At 61.4% G+C, this 16,564-nt stretch carries 17 protein-coding genes; 2 read left to right on the top strand and 15 right to left on the bottom strand.

Annotation, left to right across the window (positions count from 1 at the left end; genetic code table 11):
* Nucleotides 1-55: 55 nt before the first annotated feature.
* The 14 genes from B9N88_RS21330 to gbcA all read right to left on the bottom strand — a co-directional run bounded on the left by B9N88_RS21330 (nucleotide 56) and on the right by gbcA (nucleotide 13,226).
* On the bottom strand, nucleotides 56-1,981 hold the full coding sequence (locus B9N88_RS21330; RefSeq protein ID WP_027605997.1) for a secretin N-terminal domain-containing protein: 1,926 nt from the start codon (nucleotides 1,979-1,981) through the stop codon (nucleotides 56-58).
* An 18-nt stretch (nucleotides 1,982-1,999) separates the two neighbouring features.
* Nucleotides 2,000-2,491, bottom strand: a complete 492-nt coding sequence (locus B9N88_RS21325; protein ID WP_027605996.1) for a hypothetical protein — start codon at nucleotides 2,489-2,491, stop codon at nucleotides 2,000-2,002.
* On the bottom strand, nucleotides 2,488-3,024 hold the full coding sequence (locus B9N88_RS21320; protein WP_027605995.1) for a hypothetical protein: 537 nt from the start codon (nucleotides 3,022-3,024) through the stop codon (nucleotides 2,488-2,490). Before B9N88_RS21320 ends, B9N88_RS21325 begins: the two co-directional genes overlap by 4 nt.
* A gap of 6 nt (nucleotides 3,025-3,030) precedes the next feature.
* Nucleotides 3,031-3,588, bottom strand: a complete 558-nt coding sequence (locus B9N88_RS21315; RefSeq protein WP_051429359.1) for a hypothetical protein — start codon at nucleotides 3,586-3,588, stop codon at nucleotides 3,031-3,033.
* Complete coding sequence (locus tag B9N88_RS21310) at nucleotides 3,585-4,310, bottom strand: hypothetical protein (protein ID WP_027605993.1); 726 nt, start codon at nucleotides 4,308-4,310, stop codon at nucleotides 3,585-3,587. Before B9N88_RS21310 ends, B9N88_RS21315 begins: the two co-directional genes overlap by 4 nt.
* Complete coding sequence (locus B9N88_RS21305; RefSeq protein ID WP_027605992.1) at nucleotides 4,291-5,928, bottom strand: GspE/PulE family protein; 1,638 nt, start codon at nucleotides 5,926-5,928, stop codon at nucleotides 4,291-4,293. The genes B9N88_RS21310 and B9N88_RS21305 overlap by 20 nt, the downstream gene beginning before the upstream one ends.
* 4 nt (nucleotides 5,929-5,932) lie before the next feature.
* Entirely contained in the window at nucleotides 5,933-7,117 is a 1,185-nt protein-coding gene (locus B9N88_RS21300) for a type II secretion system F family protein (RefSeq protein ID WP_027605991.1), read from the bottom strand.
* On the bottom strand, nucleotides 7,114-7,578 hold the full coding sequence (locus tag B9N88_RS21295) for a transglycosylase SLT domain-containing protein (protein WP_043293568.1): 465 nt from the start codon (nucleotides 7,576-7,578) through the stop codon (nucleotides 7,114-7,116). The genes B9N88_RS21300 and B9N88_RS21295 overlap by 4 nt, the downstream gene beginning before the upstream one ends.
* Before the next feature lies 1 nt (nucleotide 7,579).
* A complete protein-coding gene (gene gspG / locus B9N88_RS21290; protein WP_027605989.1) occupies nucleotides 7,580-8,011 on the bottom strand; it encodes a type II secretion system major pseudopilin GspG in 432 nt (143 codons plus the stop codon).
* A 212-nt stretch (nucleotides 8,012-8,223) separates the two neighbouring features.
* Nucleotides 8,224-9,723, bottom strand: coding sequence for a lytic polysaccharide monooxygenase (locus tag B9N88_RS21285; RefSeq protein WP_027605988.1), 1,500 nt, complete (start codon nucleotides 9,721-9,723; stop codon nucleotides 8,224-8,226).
* Between the two features lie 72 nt (nucleotides 9,724-9,795).
* On the bottom strand, nucleotides 9,796-10,302 hold the full coding sequence (locus B9N88_RS21280; protein ID WP_027605987.1) for a hypothetical protein: 507 nt from the start codon (nucleotides 10,300-10,302) through the stop codon (nucleotides 9,796-9,798).
* Nucleotides 10,289-10,669 (bottom strand): type II secretion system protein, encoded by a 381-nt coding sequence (locus B9N88_RS21275; RefSeq protein WP_027605986.1) that lies wholly within the window; start codon nucleotides 10,667-10,669, stop codon nucleotides 10,289-10,291. Before B9N88_RS21275 ends, B9N88_RS21280 begins: the two co-directional genes overlap by 14 nt.
* Nucleotides 10,644-11,138: a prepilin-type N-terminal cleavage/methylation domain-containing protein gene (locus B9N88_RS21270; protein WP_027605985.1), complete on the bottom strand. Its 495-nt coding sequence runs from the start codon at nucleotides 11,136-11,138 to the stop codon at nucleotides 10,644-10,646. Before B9N88_RS21270 ends, B9N88_RS21275 begins: the two co-directional genes overlap by 26 nt.
* 792 nt (nucleotides 11,139-11,930) lie before the next feature.
* Nucleotides 11,931-13,226 carry a glycine-betaine demethylase subunit GbcA gene (gene gbcA, locus B9N88_RS21265; protein WP_027605984.1) on the bottom strand — a complete coding sequence of 432 codons (1,296 nt, stop codon included), beginning with the start codon at nucleotides 13,224-13,226 and terminating at the stop codon, nucleotides 11,931-11,933.
* A 281-nt stretch (nucleotides 13,227-13,507) separates the two neighbouring features.
* Between gbcA and gbcB the strand changes: the two genes are divergently transcribed.
* Entirely contained in the window at nucleotides 13,508-14,608 is a 1,101-nt protein-coding gene (gene gbcB / locus B9N88_RS21255) for a glycine-betaine demethylase subunit GbcB (protein ID WP_027605983.1), read from the top strand.
* Nucleotides 14,609-14,694: 86 nt separating this feature from the next.
* Here gbcB and B9N88_RS21250 read toward each other — a convergent pair whose 3' ends face one another.
* Nucleotides 14,695-15,735, bottom strand: coding sequence for a threonine aldolase family protein (locus tag B9N88_RS21250; RefSeq protein WP_027605982.1), 1,041 nt, complete (start codon nucleotides 15,733-15,735; stop codon nucleotides 14,695-14,697).
* A 90-nt stretch (nucleotides 15,736-15,825) separates the two neighbouring features.
* Here B9N88_RS21250 and B9N88_RS21245 point away from each other — a divergent pair, with 90 nt between their 5' ends.
* Nucleotides 15,826-16,554: a TraX family protein gene (locus B9N88_RS21245; RefSeq protein ID WP_027605981.1), complete on the top strand. Its 729-nt coding sequence runs from the start codon at nucleotides 15,826-15,828 to the stop codon at nucleotides 16,552-16,554.
* The last annotated feature ends 10 nt before the right edge of the window (nucleotides 16,555-16,564 follow it).

The raw sequence follows: 16,564 nt of genomic DNA, 5'->3' as shown, positions 1-16,564 counted from the left end.
GATACTGAGACTGACACATTGCAATCGGGGGCAAGCCCCCTCCCACATTGGATCTTCATTGGGGCGCAGGTTCGGGCGCAGGCTTGGGCACCAGATCCGGCAGCGGTGGCGGCAGGGGTTGCCAGGTGGCATCCGGCTGTTGCATCGGCGGTGGCAGCGCCGGCGTGGGGTCGCCGCCAATCGGCTTGAGGATCATTTTGTCGGTGGTGTCGCGCAGGATCATGCCCTGGGTCGAACTGCGCGCCTCGGTGCCGCTGTGGAAGGTACTGATCTGGGCAATCGGCAGGTCCAGGTTGCGTTCGATCCTCGGGGTCAGCAGCAGAATGATCTCAGTCTTCTGCTGGGTATTCTGGTTGGTGCCGAACAGCTTTTTGCCGATCCACGGGATCTGGCTCAACCACGGCAAACCCGAGCCCTCGTCGACGTCCGCCGTGCGGATCAGCCCCGAGACGATCTGGGTTTCATTGTTGCGCGCGGTCAGCAGGGTCTTGGTGGCCCGTGAGCCGAGTTCGAAGGTGGCCGGTACGTTTTCCGAGCCGGGAATACGCTTGGTGATATGGCTCATTTCCACGTTCAGCTCCAGGTTCACCTCATCGCTCAGGCTGATATTCGGCTTGACCGTGATCTGCAGCCCGACGTCCTGGTAGGCCACCGACGAGGTGGTGATCTGGTTGGCGGTGGTGGTGGTCACCACGGGGATCTTGTCGCCGATGTTTACCTGGGCTTCTTCGCGGTTGCGCACCCGCACCCTGGGGTTGGCCAGGGTCACGGTGTTGCCGCTGCGTTGCAGCATATTGATGCGCGCCGAGGTACTGCCCGCGTCGAGCAGGATGTTGTCGCCATTGATCCCGCGCAATGCGCTGAGCGGGATGCCTGCCAGCCCGGCAGGCACGTTGGCCAGGTTGCCCACGGACAGGCCGATGCTCTCCGGGTACTGGATGCCCAGGTTCAACTCGTCGGTCAGGCTGACCTCCAGCACCTGGATGTCGATGGTCACTTCCGATTGTGCGATATCAATGGCTTCCACCAGTTTTTCCACCGCGCTCAGGGTGTCCAGTCCATCGCGCACGATCACCGCGTTCAGGCGTTCGTCCACCAGCACCTCCTTGGGCTTGAGCACCTGTTTGATCTCGGCGGCGATGACCTTGGGGTCGCCATGGCTGAGGTAGAAGGTGCGCACGGCCAACTCGCGGTATTCCCGTTCCTTGTCCGGGCGGCGGGGGTAAACCAGGATGGTGTTGGCGTTGAGGACCTTCTTGTCCAGCCCCTGGGTGGTCAGCAGCAGGTTCAGCGCGTCTTCGGCGGTGGTTCGGCTCGCGGTCATGCTCGCCGAGGCACTGGGATTGACGTCCTTGTCGATGACGAAGTTGACCCCCGACAGGCGCGCAATGGTCTCGAAAATCGTGGTCAGGCTTTGGGCGCTGAACTCCAGGCTCAGGGGTTTGCGCATGGCCTCGGAGAGGTCGGCGCTGAGGTAATCGGCGCTCACCAGTTCACGGGTCAGGGCATTGCGAAAGTCCAGGGCCTCTCGGTAGTTGGGCTTTTGCGCGATGATCCGGCGCACCAGGTTGAGGGCTTCCACCGGGTTGGAACGCTTCATTTCGTAGGCCTGGGCCAGTTGCGGGCGCAGTTGTTTCATCGCCTGGATGCTCTGGATTTCCTGGCGCGCGCCGAGGTTGCTGGGGTCGTATTTGAGGATGGTTTCCAGGGCGCGGATGGCAGCGGCATCGTCGCCACGCATCAGCGCGGTGCTGGCTTCGCGGCTGTATTGGGCCACCAGCAATTCCAGCTTGCTGAAGTTGGCGGTGCGCAGTTGCACATCGTCGGGGGCCTGTCTGGCTTCGGCTTGCAGCACTTCGACCGAACGGATGATGTCGCCCTTCTGGCGCAACTCGTCGCTCTCCTTGATCGCCCGGTGGGTCTGGCAGGCGCTGAGCAGGGCCACGGCCAGGCTCAAGGGTATCCACGTGCGTATGGCCATGATCGTGTCCTGCGCCGGTCAGTGAGTGTCCAGCCGCAAGGTGCTGACATGCTTGAGGGGCATGTAGGTCAGCACCACGGCGGTGTCGGTGAGTTTGTCCAGCCGGTAGTGCGCGTCGAGCATCTTGCCGGGCACGATGCGCCCGGGTACCGAGCAACGGTTGCACAGGGTGTACTGGCTGCCATTGCCGCTGAGCACGACGATTTTCGCCTGGTTCTCGTAGCGCCATTGCGCGCTCACGGTGAAGGGCAGGGGCGGTGGCTTGGGCGCTGAGGTGTCGACCGGTATGGGCGGCGGTGCAGGTGTCCAGGTCTGGGCGGGGAACAGGTCGATGGCTTCGGCCACCGCCGGCGCAGGTGCTGCGACCGGTGCCGAGGGCACCTGTACAGGGCGGGCGATCACTGGCACCGGCGAGGGCGTGGGAGTGTCCGCAGTGTCCTGCCAGAACAGCCAGCCGCAGCCGATCAAGGTCAGCAGCAACAGCACGCGCAGATACAGCGGCAGCGTCATTCCACCACCCCCAGCACACTCACCTTGAGGCTGATGTTCAACATGCCGCTGGTGATTTCCTTGCGCTCCAGGGCCAGGCGTTCGATGCGCACGGCCGGCTCATTGGCGACGTCGACCAGGGCATCGCGCAGCAAGGCGTAGGGGCCGACGAGGGGAATGTCCACGTCCAGCCGTTGCAGCCCGGTGTCGCCGGGCGCGGAGTAGGCCAGGGTGGTCTGTTCGATGATAAAGCCGCGCCGGGTGAGGACGTCCAGCAGCTTTTCCAGGCGTGGGGCGAAGTCCTGTGCACTGGGCAGGCGTTCGACCACGGCCGGTTCGGTCACCTGCACATCCTGGGGCTGCTCGGCGATACCGGCCTCCAGTTCCTGGCGCCGCAGGCTGTCGGCAATGCCTGCCGGATGAATCACTGTGACTTCGATCAGCAACGTTGCCGCCATCAGCCCTAATGCCAGCAGCCCCCAAAAGCCCAGGCGCTGTTGCCATTGCATCAAGTGCCAGCGCACGCGCGGGAGGTGGCGGGTCAGTGCGTCCATGGGCGACTACCCTGCACCAACCGCAAGTTTGACCTGCACCGGGTGTTGCGGGTCATTGGCCTTGCGTGTGCTTTGTTGCAGGTTCACGTGCACCCCTGGCTGGGCCTTGAGCCGTTCGACAAAGCGAAAGGCATCCCTCAGCATCTTGGCTTCCAGCTCCAAGTGAATCAGCCGGGCCTGGGTGTCGACCTCCACGCGCGTCAGCGCGACTTCCGCGGACCAGGCCCGGGCCACGGCGTCCATCAGCGCGAAGGGCGTGTCCTGCTGTCGGGAAAAGGCGGCCAGTTGTTGTTTCTGCTGGGGTGACAAGCGAATGGCGGCCTGGATCAATTGCTCCTGGCGGCGCGTCAATTCGATAAAGCGCTGCTCCAGTGCGTCGGTCTGTTGTTGCTGATGCTCCATGCGCTGCCAGTGTTGCCAGGTCACGAAGACAAGCCCGGCGGCGACCAGCCACAACCCACTCACCAGCGGCCGATAGACGGCGTTAGGGTGCAGGAAGTCGACGCCCGGCGCCTGCCGCTGTCGCCAGGCACCGGCGAGTTGTGATTTCAGCTGAGCGATCATGCCAACGGCTCCCCCAGCCAGGGATGCAGTGGCCCCAGCCAATGTTCAGTGGGGTGATTGGCGACGACCCATGTGGCCGCCGCGTGCCGTTGCGCCAGCAGGTCGGCGGTGAACAGGTTGTCGCTCAAGTGGCTGCCGGGTGGGGTTTGCAGCACGCAGACTTGTTGAGCCACACCCCGTTGCCGGTAAAGGCAACTGAGACCTCGCGCCTCAGGTACCGCCAGCACGCAATCGTCAGGCAATTGCTGCCAATACCGTTGGGCCACGGCCGTCAACAATGGCGTGCATGTCACCAGCGGCAGGTGCTGTTGCTTGAACAACTCCCGCAGGTCTTGCAGCAAATTCCGTGGCGTCGCGACCGCCAGGCGTTCATCTCCAAAGGTGCTGTTGGCGACTTGCACTTGCCACTGTCCGGGGTCGATGCCTGCCTGTTGGTTGAAGGTCACTTCGGCCAAGCCTTGCCAGTCGGCCTGGCTGTACACGCCGGTTTGCCACGCCAGCATCAGGTAGTGCACATGGGGGAAGCCCAGCAGCACCGTGGTCCGGTCCAGAAACCCGATGCGGCCGCGCGGCGCCTGTTCCAGCAGTTCGGCACAGGCGGCCAATGGTTCGCCAGCCTGTTGCGCACGCCATACTGCTGCACCGCGCCAGCGCGGCCGTGCAGCCCATTCGGCGCCGTCGCTGTGCAGCCACACCACATGCTCAATAAAGGGAAATGACACGGTGGATCTCCTTGAGCGTGGTGTCGCCCTGGGCGGCGTGGGCCAGGGCGATGTCGCGGATAAACACGTGGCCGGCTTCACGGGCCAGTTCGCGCAGGGTGGAGGCCGAACTGCGGTTGAGCAGGCCCTCCTTGATGCTGTCGGTCAGTGTCAGCACTTCGGCCAGGGCGAGTCGGCCGCGATAGCCGGTGTGACGGCAGGCCTCGCAGCCTTTGCCCACGCGGTAGTGACCCTGTTGGAGTTGAGCCTCGGCGAGTTGGGCGAGCTGGGTGATCTCGGGGTCGGGGGCGGCATCCGTGCCGCAGTCCGGGCAGATGCGCCGCACCAGGCGCTGGGCGACCACGCCGTTAAGGGCTTCGACAAAGCTGGCCGGGTCCACGTCCATGTAGGTGAAGCGCTCCAGCACACTGAACGCGCTGTTGGCGTGCACCGACGACAGCACCAGGTGCCCGGTCAACGCTGCCTGCACCGCAATGCCGGCCGTTTCACCGTCGCGTATTTCCCCCACCAGGATGGTGTCCGGGTCGTGGCGCAGGATCGAGCGCAGGCCACGGGCAAAGGTCAGGCCCTTCTTGTCGTTCACCGGGATTTGCAGGACCCCGGGCAGTTCGTATTCCACCGGGTCTTCGATGGTGATGATCTTTTTCTCGCCGGTATTGGTCTCCGACAGGGCGGCATACAGCGTGGTGGATTTGCCGCTGCCGGTGGGGCCGGTCACCAGCAACATGCCATAGGGTTCGCCGGCCAACACACGGATGCGCGCGATGGTCTCGGCGTTCAACCCCAGGGTTTCCAGGCTCAGGGACTCGCCGCGCTGGGACTTGTCGAGAATCCGCAGCACCGCATCTTCACCGTGGATGCTGGGCATGATCGACACGCGAAAGTCCACTTCGCGACCCTGGATTTTCATCTTGAAACGCCCGTCCTGGGGCACCCGCCGCTCGCCGATATCCAGCTCCGACAACACCTTGATCCGCGACAGTGCCTGCTCGGCCATGTCCATGCCGCTGGCCTGGCCCATCTGCTGCAACACGCCGTCGATGCGGTACTTGATCACCAGGCCCTGGGGGGTGGTTTCCACATGGACATCGCTGGCGCGGCTTTGCAGGGCATCGAACAGCATGGAGTTGACCAGGCGCACCACCGGGTTGTCGTCGCGGGCGATGCTGCTCAGGGAAATTTCCTGGGCGGCCTGGCCGACGCGGGCATTCTCGTCGTCCTCACCGAAAGGTTGCATCACCCGTTGGCTGGCTTCGGCCAGGCTCAACTGGGCCTTGACCGCGCCGGGCAGGCTCATGGCCAGGGGCAGTTGACGCAAGGTTTTCGAGGATTGCAGCCAGTGCCGGCTGGCCAGGGTGAAAGGGTCTCCCAGTACCAGGCACGGCTGGCCGTGGTTATCCACCGGCAGCACGTTATGGATCAGCGCCTGGGGCAGTGCCAGCAGGTCGAAGCGCCAGTGTTCACTGAGGTTTTCCGGGGGGATGGCAAGCAGGCCCAGGGGCTGGGCGATCGTGCTTAATTGGTCGGGCGCCTTCTCCAGCACCTCCAGCAGGTAATTGGACAAGCTCAGCCCGCGTTGCTCTGCAAGGGCCTGCCATTGCCGTGTCTGTTCGCTCATCGCACTACCCCTGGATGGAGCCCGCCAGTTCGAAAATCGGCATGTACAGCATGAACACGATCAGGCCGATCAGCCCGCCCACCACCAGCATCAACAAGGGCTCGAAGACTTTGCTGAACAGCTCGATGGCACGCTCCAGCGCTTCATCGTGGAACTGCGCGATGCGCTCGCACATCGCCGCCAGCTCGCCGCTTTGTTCACCCACGCGTAGCAGGCGTTCGGCGACGGCGGTGGTCAATCGATGGCGGGCGAGGGCAGTGGACAGTGGCTGGCCGGCCTGGATGTCGGTCATGGCCTGGCGCAGGTCCGCCTGGTGTTCCACGGGCAGCAGCGCACCGGACAGCTCCACCGCAGTAACCACCGGCATGCCGCCCATCAGCAACATGCCGGCGGTGCGATAAAAGCGCGCGAGGATAAACAGCGTGCGCTGGGCGCCCAGGCTGGGGATCTTCCAGAACAGCTGGGCGATGCGGCGCTTGAAGCCGGCGCTGCGCAACAACAGCACCAGCGCGGCAATCGCCAGCACCAGGCCAAGCAACAACTCCATGCCGTGCGCGTCTACCAGTGCGCCCCACCACACCATAAAGCGTGCCGTGGCCGGCAGGTCGGCCACGGCGTCGAACACCGAGGCAAAGCGCGGGATCACGAAGAACAGCAGGAACAGCAGGATCAACGCGCCGACGCTGAGTACCACCAAGGGGTACATCAGGGCGCCGCTGACGCGCTTCTTCACGGTTGCCAGGTGGGCTTCAAAATGATGGTAACGGCGCAGGGCCACGGCCAATTGGCCGCTGTGTTCCGAGGACGCCACCGTGGCAATCAACAGCGGCGGGAAGGTCTGCGGCTTGAGCAGCATCGCCCTGGACAGCGAGTTGCCCTCATACATCGAGGCGAGCAGCTCGCTCATGACCTGCCGGTTGATGCCGGCGGGCGCCTTGTCGCGCAGGGTCTCCACGGCTTCCACCAGCACCAGGCCGGCATCGAGCAGGACTACCAGTTCCTGGATAAACAGGCCGAGGGCGAACGTACTGCGGCGGCTGGGGAGTTTGAGTGGGCGGCGGGCTTTCAGCGAGATGACCTGGGCGCCGTCGGCCTGCAGTTGCTGGCGCGCCTGGGCGACGTCAACGGCTTGCAGGCGCAGGGTCTGCACATGGCCACCACGGATGATGCGCACGTCAAAGTCGGTCATGGCATTTGCCCCGCCCGTTGTTGGCGCTGTTGCAACAACACCGCGTAGTAACGCCACACCGCCAGGGCGTAGCGTGAGCGCCGTGCTTCCCGGTCCGGCTTGGCCCCGGCGTTATAGGCGCCCACGGCCTGCCAGCCATAACCCTGCTCGCGGATAAACCCGGCAAGAATCCACGCGCCCACCATGACGCTGGTGCAGGGCTGGGTGATCAGGTGCTGCTCGGTGATACCGAACCGGGCCAGTGCGGGCAAGTGGCGGCTGTTGATTTGCATCAGGCCGATATCCTGGCTGCCATCGCTGTTGAGGTTGCGTGCGCTGGGGTTGAGGCCGGATTCGACCTTGGCGATGGCGTACAGCAACAGCGGGTCGACGTGGTAGCGGCTGGCTGCCAGTTGCCAGCAGTTGGCCTGTGCGGTACCCGTGAGGCACAGCAGTATCAGGACCCGCCGCAGCGTGTACATGTCAGAGGCCGTACACAATATCGGCGTAGGTATTCACCCCGCCGGCCTTGCCGTCACGGCCCAGGCAGATGATCTCCGCATCGTTGGGCGGTGTGCCGGGGTTCTTGTAGAGATACGGGTTGCCCCAAGGGTCTGGCGGCAGCGTCTTCACATAGGGGCCCTGCCAATGGCTGGCGGTGGCGGGCCGGGCGGTGAGGGCGTCGAGGCCCAGGGTTTCGTCGGGGTAGTTGCCGTTGTCCAGGCGGTACTGGTTCAAGGCATCGGCAAGGGCTTTCATCTGGCCCTGGGCGGTTTGTACCTTGGCCAGTTCCAGGCGGTCGAACATCTTCGGGCCGACGTAGCCGGCGAGCAGGGCGATGATCAGCAGGACGACCAGCAGCTCCAGCAAGGTGAAGGCACGCTGGGGGCTGTGGATAAATGAGTGAATACGCATGGAAATACCCTGTTGGGAGTGCCAAGGTACGGCGGTTGTGTATAACTCTCCCGGCCCGCTGTGAAGCGGGCACCGCCGGTAGGACTGCGTTAGAACCTTTTCAATTCAAGTACATCTTCAACTGTAGCGTTGCTCGATATAAGGCGCCGTGAGGCGCCCTATAACGTTTGGCTCTTATGCTTATCCAGTAACTGAATATGCGTTCGAGCGGGTCATCGAACTTCGTCCCAGGCCTGGTCCCACGCTGTGCCCGTGCCGGGGGCATACGCCCAGGCGGCGCCTGCGCACCACGCGGTGTAGGGGTGAGGTTTGCACTTATAGTTTTTGCCGTTATTGCTCACGATGTCGCCGGCGTTGTACGCAGTGCCTTCTTTGTAGGCCGGATAGTCCCCGCCGCCACTGGAAGGGGTCACGGTAAAGGTCTGCCGCGCCAGGCCGGTCTTGCCATTCTGCTCGTCCCGTACCAGCAATCGCACCTCATGCTCCGTTGGCTCACGAACGGTAACCGCCACACCGTTTACAGTCATCTGGTTGTAGGGCTTATTCATCCCGATAACAGTCCAGCTGTAGAGCAATGGACCGTTATACCCCACGGACTGACTGGCACTGAAGGTAAACGGCCGGCCGGATTGCATGGTGGTGGGCCCGGTTATTTTCGCATCAGGCGCCGTAGGGTTTATCGGGGTTTCACTGCCAGGAATGATCGCCATTGCACGGCTGTAACCCTTCGCTAATGTGTAAACCGAGTTGGCGCTGGCATCGCTGGTATTGAATACAATATTGCCGGCTTTTTTCTCTCCTACCTTGGCAATGCTTGGGTTGATCTGATTCGCCAATTGCTGGCCCCATATGTTCGGGTCGCGGTTGCTCGCGGTAATGGGCAGGGTAATGTCCACCACTTCCCTGGCCGCCGGTGTGTTGTCGAGGATGCGGAAGTGGACTGAGTCACCCGGTTTGAGGGTCTCCATGACCTGATCGATGAATTGGCCGATATCGACCCACTGCTCCGGGATTCCGGCACCGACGATGTTGATGTCACTGCAGTTATAGAACCCTTCACCCGCTGGATCGATACGCTGCCACTGCACGAACAGCGTGGCTTTGCCCGTTTGCCCCGATGGGATAGGTACAGCGAACTTGAAGTACCCCGTGGCCCCCGCAATGATGGGTGGATCATTGCCCCAGTCGGTTTGCGCGATCTGGAACGGCTGAGTGTGGATGAGTGTCAGGTCATTCCAGGTCAGCGGCGACCTGGTCGGGTCAAAGCCCGGGTTTGTGAGAAAGACCTTTGCGAAACTGGGCACGTGTGGCGCAGTGCCGATGATGCGCACATCCATCATGCCATTGGTGGGCGTAACGTCGGTGCGATGCCACTGGTCCGACACAATGTTCAGGCCATCTTTCTTGCTGTCAGCCGCCGAACAAAGTTTGCCATCGGGCACTTCTCGTTTGACGATTTCAGGGTCGTTGTAACCCGGTTGCCTGATCAAATGGGCCACTTCATTCCATTGCTGGCCTGGATACTGCTTACTCACTTTAGACAGGGCCGCGCACCCTGCATCACTGGGGCTGCCTGACCAGAAATCCGGGAGTGCCCTGCAATAGACCTGTCGTGCGACGGGCGTGTCCACCGCACCGTGGGCCATGACCAGCGTCGGTGCCAACAAGACCGCCGCCAACAACCATTTCATTAAGCGCTGTAAGTTACTCATGCTTGATCCACCTCAATTCAGATAAACAAGTTCCGAACGGCTGGAACGATCAGTGTGCTTATTCAATCGGCATCATTTGCTCAGTTGATCTCCCTTGGGAGCGATGCGGGTTGCAGGGTTGTTCTGCCCAGGGCCAAACAGAAACACCCACCCTTGATAACTGCCTTGTCCTGTAAAACTCTGGTTGATGACTGAAAAGTTGCCTTGTTTGAACGGTGTGCCCTTTGCCGTGCTGAACACACCCATGATGCTTTCGCCGGGCCCGGCCACCACGCCCCACTCGGCGTCGCCGGTCAGCGGGTCGGTATAGGCGCGGCGCAGATAGCGCTGGGGGGTGGGCTGGCGACGGTCGAGCAGCAGGTCTTCGAGGGACCTGGGGTAGGTATTGCCGGCGGCGTAGTACAGGCCGATCGCCCGGCGGATTTCATTGCCCCGCGCCAGCAGTTCCAGCTCGCGTTCGCGCTGCAGCACGCTGGACCACAGGGTGCCGACTTCCATCAGCATCACGGCCACCACCGCCACTGTCACCAACATGCCCATGAACACCGAGCCCTGCTGGCTGTGCTTACCAGTCGGCATAAGCGTTCCCGTTCGTGTCGGTCCCCGTGGCACCGCTGCGTACATCGCCCAGGCCTTGTTCGTCCGAAGGTTGCAGTTGCCAGGTATCACGCCTGCCGGTCAGCGGGTCCATGGGGATCTCGCGCAGGTAGCGGCGGTCGACCAGGGCTTGCAGGGACTCGGGGTTGGCGCCGTGGTCCTCGCGGTATTGGTCCAGGGCCTGGCGAATGGAAGACAGGTTGTGGCGCAGCACGGTTTCCTGGGCCTTGGTGTGCTGGCGGAAGTACTGCGGGGTGACCAGGGTCATGAGGGTGGCGATGATCGCCATGACCACCAGCAACTCAATCAGGGTAAAGCCCCGATCACCATTGGCTGTATGACGTTCCATTCAAGCTCTCCCGGGTGCTTCGGGATGAAACGTCGAATACATCTTCTCCCTCTTGTGGGTTATCCGCAGTGCTCTTGTAGCTGCGCAGTTGCCAGGTTTCTGCGGGCGCACGTTCAGGGCACTCGCACACGGGATCGCGGGGAATGCGTCGCAGGAAATAGAGTTTGTTGCCCTGAAGGTTGGTCTTGTCCGTCACCCCCTCGACCAATACGTGCAGGGAGGGTGGATAACCGCTGTCAGTGATGCTCTTTTCAATGCGGCCATCGTCACTGGCGTCTTTGTAGGCATCGATCGCACGCCGGATTTCCCGCAGCGAGCGTTGCAGGTCCAGTTCTCGATCACGTTTACCCATCAATGCTGTCAGCGGATAAGCCACTGTCGCAAGCGTGGCCAGCAGGGCCAGCGTCAGTAGTAATTCAATCAGCGTAAAACCTTTGGCGCAGTGATGGCTGGGCTTGCCCTGCCACATCACCGTTCTTCCTCCCGATCAGGCTGCCAAGGACTTCCGCGTTAACCCAGGCCATGGAATTGACTGCAAGGATGAGTGTAGATGCTGGGTGTTTTTTGTACAGGTTGTGGGTTTACCCACAAACGCTGTGAGCGTAGCTGTGGATAAGATGTTCGTGAGTCTCCACAACCCCCGTAAATCAACGTCTGTAAGCCGTTGTACGAAAAATAACCAAGCTAAGTCACGGTTTTTAGGTGCTTTTTCGTGTGGATAAGGTTGAAGCGGTGTTCGGACTTGCCCCCAAAGTCTGTTGGCGCTTCTGTGGATAAGATGTTTGCTATCCGCTACAGGCCTTATGAATAGAGGCTTTCCTTCGTCTGGTTGTTTATTGATCAAATTGCCGTTAAACCCCAGGAATATAGCTGAAACCCTTGGTATATGAAGGTTTGACGCGGTTTTCCACAGCGCTGCCGAAGTTGCCCCCAAAGTCTGTTGGCGGTTCTGTGGATAAGGTGTTTGCGTACCGCTACAGGTCACGTTCTACGTGGCTTTTAGGGGTTTGATCAATAAATGATCAATATGCCGCTGGAACCGTCAACTTGAATAAGTCACGGATTTTCTTCAATTAATTTTGATGCGATAGCGCAGTTGCCCACAATTGCTGTGGGTGGCTTTGTGGATAAGTTGTTGGGTAAAGGCTGGAGGGCAGGCTGGCAGTGGTCTGCGAGACAGTCGATCAAATATTAAGCAGTGTGAGGTTCAAGTGTGGGAGGGGGCAAGCCCCCTCCCACAGTTTTGAGCTGTGGGTATCGGTTACTCGTGCGCAGCCACGCCTTTCAGGTAAGGCGCCGGGGCTGCGCCGAGGTTGTTCAACATGCGCTCGCTGTACCAGTCCACGAAGTTCACCACGCCGAACTCATAGGTCTTGGAGTACGGGCCAGGCTGGTAGGCGGTGGAGTTGATCCCGCGCTGGTTCTCTTCGGCCAGGCGACGGTCCTGGTCGTTGGTGGCGTCCCATACCTGGCGCATGCGCTCCACGTCGTAGTCCACGCCTTCCACGGCGTCCTTGTGCACCAGCCACTTGGTGGTCACCATGGTTTCCTGGGCGCTGATCGGCCACACCGTGAACACGATGATGTGATCGCCCATGCAGTGGTTCCAGGAATGCGGCAGGTGCAGGATGCGCATCGAGCCGAGGTCGGGGTTCTTGATGCGGCCCATCAGCTTGGCGCAGCCCTGCTTGCCGTCCAGGGTCATCGACACGGTGCCCTTGAGCAGCGGCATGCGCACGATACGGTTACGCAGGCCGAAGCTGGCGTGGGCGTAAGGGATCTTCTCGGCATCCCAGGCAGCGGCCGAAGCGGCGACATGGTCCTTGAAGGCCTGGTCGGCGCGTGGGTCGGTGACGTCGTCCCATTCCAGCAGGGTTTTCAACAGCTCGGGGTGCGACGCATTGCAGTGGTAGCACTCGCGGTTGTTTTCCAGCACCAGCTTCCAGTTGGCCTTTTCCATCAAGGTGGTTTGCACCGCCACCTTGGTGTTCTCCATGTCGTAGGGTTCCATGTAGTGGTTCAGCGTCGACAGGAAATCATCGATGGCCGGCGGGTTCTCGGCCAGGCTGATGAAGATGTAGCCGCCGGCGGTCTTCACGTTCACCGGCTTGAGGCCGTATTGCTTCATGTCGAAATCGGCGCCCATCTCGGTGCCGGCGAACAGCAGGCGACCGTCCAGCTCGTAGGTCCACTGGTGGTAGTGGCACACCAGCTTGGCAACCTTGCCCTTGTCGCTGGTGCACAGGCGCGAGCCACGGTGGCGACACACGTTATGGAACGCATGCACCACGCCTTCGGCGCCACGGATCACGATGATCGGGTTCTTGCCCACTTGCAGGGTCAGGTAGTTGCCCTTGCTGGGGATCTCGCAGGTCATGCCGGCGATCAACCACTCTTTCTGGAAGATCTCCTGCATGTCGATATCAAACAGCCGCTCATCAGAGTAGAACGGCTGCGGCAGCGAAAACGTGCGCTCGCGCTCTTGCAGCATTTGCGCGGTGGCCTTGCGTGCGGGTTCCAGCGGATCGCCCAAGCTTAAGGTTGCGGTGACGTCCATCGTGTGTGTCCTCATGGCCATTCTGTGTGGCCGACGAATAGTGGCTGATCAGGTTTGCAGCAAGGCGTAAAGAAAACGTCGTTGTTGGGAGCGAGTGTGGGGCTGCTGATGCGCCGAACCTTATCCATGAGCGACATGGCCCACTCTGTTCCCGACGCGCAACCCCCGTGGCATGGGGGCTGGTCGCGATAAGTATGTGAATGTCGCAGATAGGTAAATGGGCGGTTCCCGCGTTACGCAGAATCGCCACCATAAGGCCGACGTCGGCGGTGGAGAACAACATGTCCAATAATTTCCTGAATCCGGTAACCACCCAGACCTGGGCCAATGGTCGGCACATCGTCCGTTGCGTCAAAGTCATCCAGGAAACCTGGGATGTGCGCACCTTCTGCTTTATGGCCGACCAGCCGATCCTGTTCTTTTTCAAGCCGGGGCAGTTCGTCACCCTGGAGCTGGAAATCGACGGCCAGCCGATCATGCGCTCGTACACCATTTCCAGTTCGCCGTCGGTGCCCTACAGCTTCTCGGTGACCATCAAGCGTGTGCCGGGCGGCAAGGTGTCCAACTGGCTGCACGACACCCTGCATGAAGGCCAGGAATTGGCGGTGCACGGGCCGGTCGGGCTGTTCAATGCCATCGACTTCCCCAGCCCGAAAGTGCTGTACCTCAGTGGCGGCGTGGGGATCACGCCGGTGATGTCCATGGCCCGCTGGTTCTACGACACCAACGCCAACGTCGACATGACGTTTATCCACAGTGCCCGTTCGCCCAAGGACATCATCTACCACCGCGAGCTGGAGCATATGGCGTCGCGGATCGACAACTTCAGCCTGCACCTGATCTGTGAGAAGCACGGCCTGGGTGAGCCCTGGGCGGGTTATCGCGGTTACCTGAACCACAAGATGCTCGAACTGATGGTGCCCGACTTCCTTGAGCGCGAAGTGTTCTGCTGCGGCCCGACGCCCTACATGAATGCGGTGAAACGCCTGTTGGAAGTCGCCGGTTTCGACATGGCGCGCTACCACGAGGAATCCTTCGGCGCCACGCCGCCGGAAGCCCGCGCCGACGCGGTGGAGCAGGCCGAGCAAGCGGCGGATGCCCCGGAAATCGATCTGGCGGATCTGCACCAGGTGGAGTTCATCGCCTCAGGCAAGAGCATTCGCGTCGCACCTGGCGAGACCGTCCACGCAGCGGCGGCCAAGCTTGGGCTGTTGATTCCGAAAGCCTGCGGCATGGGGATTTGCGGAACGTGCAAGGTGATGAAGCTGGGCGGTGAGGTCGAGATGGACCACAACGGCGGGATTACCGAGGAAGACGAAGCCGAAGGCTACATCCTGTCGTGCTGCAGCGTACCGAAGGGCGATGTGCGCATCGAGTTCTGATTGCTCGAGCAGGCACAACACAATCCAAATGTGGGAGGGGGCTTGCTCCCTCCCACATTTGTTTTATGTACATCAGTGAGTCATTGTCAGGCGCCCATGACTTCGCGGATGTCTGCGGCCAATTCCCGTACTCGCTCTTCGTCGGTATCCCACGCGCACATGAACCGCGCCCCGCCTTTGCCGATGAAGGTATAGAAGCGCCAGCCCTTGGCCGTCAGCGCGGCAATCGCCGGTTCCGACAGTTGCAGGAACACGCCGTTGGCCTGCACCGGGAACATCAACTCCACACCGGGAATATCCGCCACCAGGCTGCTGAGCAATTGTGCGCAGTGGTTGGCGTGGCGCGCATGTTTGAGCCAGGCGTCGTTTTCCAGCAAGCCCACCCAGGGGGCGGAGAGGAAACGCATTTTCGAGGCCAGTTGGCCGGCCTGTTTGCAGCGGTAGTCGAAATCTTCGGCCAGCTTGTGGTTGAAGAACAGGATGGCCTCACCCACGGCCATGCCGTTCTTGGTGCCGCCAAAGCACAACACGTCCACTCCGGCTTTCCAGGTCAGGTCGGCGGGTGAGCAGCCGAGGAACGCACAGGCGTTGGAAAAACGTGCGCCGTCCATGTGCAGGTTCAGCCCCAGTTCCTTGCAGGTCGCACTGATGGCGCGGATTTCTTCCGGGGTGTAGACGCTGCCGACTTCGGTGGCTTGGGTCAGGGTCACTACGCGGGGTTTGGGGTAGTGGATGTCCTGGCGCTTGAGGGCGATCTCGCGGATCGATTCCGGGGTCAGCTTGCCGTTTTCGGTGCGGGCGGTGAGCAGCTTGGAGCCGTTGGAGAAAAACTCCGGCGCGCCGCATTCGTCGGTTTCGACGTGGGCGGTTTCCGAGCAAATCACGCTATGGTAGCTCTGGCACAAGGAGGACAGCGCCAGGGAGTTGGCGGCCGTTCCGTTGAAGGCGAAGAACACTTCGCAGTCGGTTTCGAACAGGTTGCGGAAACCGTCGGCGGCGCGGTGGGTCCATTCATCATCACCGTAGGCACGTTGATGACCCTGGTTGGCTTGTTCCATGGCGGCCCAGGCTTCGGGGCAAATGCCCGAATAGTTGTCACTGGCGAATTGTTGGCTCTTGTCGGTCATGGCCCATTCCTGTGGTCGATGTTGGTGCGCACTGTAACCAAGAAGGTTGGCGCTGCGCACGCACTGTAAATGCAAAGTCACTGGGGAATTATGCACGGTTCTGAAACGATGCCTGTCGGACGCGTCCGTGATGGCGCTTTGGATTTGCTCAAGTGGCTGGCGCTGCTGAGCATGGTGCTCGACCACCTGCGTTATGTCGGTTTGAGCCTCGATGGCCTGTATGTGCCGGGGCGCCTGGCGTTCCCGTGGTTTTGCCTGGCGATTGCGGCGAACCTGCACCGGGCCCGAAATGCGCCGGTGACCGGGCAATGGCGCTACCTGGGCTGGCTGTTGCTGTTCAGCGTGATCAGCGAAGTGCCGTATCGGCTGTTTATCGAGGACGCCGATACGTTGAACGTGCTGCCCACCTTGGCGCTGGGGCTGCTGGTTGCCCGAGGATGGCAGCAGAAGGCGTTTGTTGATCGAGGATTGGCGTTGATCGCCGTCACGATAGCGGCGGTATTTTCGTCGCACTTAATGTTCGGTTTCTTTGGTGTGTTGCTGCCACTGGCGATGTTGCTGGTGTTTCGCCGGCCTTGGTACTTCAGTGTGTTGCCAGGATCGGTCTGCGTGGCCGCCAACCAATGGCAGATCCTGCTCAATAGCGGTACGCCGGTGGCGCTGTTGGGGTTGGCGACCTGCCTGATTGCGCCATTGGTGGGCCTGGTCTTATTGCGACATGCCCATAGCACCTCGCCGCCAGCAATGCGCCGCTGGGCCTACGCCCTTTATCCGCTGCACTTCCTCCTGCTCCTGCTCCTGCGCCACATCATCGCCTGACCCACCGCTA

This window comes from Pseudomonas sp. LAMO17WK12:I1 (assembly GCF_900177315.1).
Taxonomy (GTDB): domain Bacteria; phylum Pseudomonadota; class Gammaproteobacteria; order Pseudomonadales; family Pseudomonadaceae; genus Aquipseudomonas; species Aquipseudomonas marginalis.
Note: the sequence above shows the minus strand (reverse complement) of the source record. Positions and strands in the feature narration are given on the sequence as shown.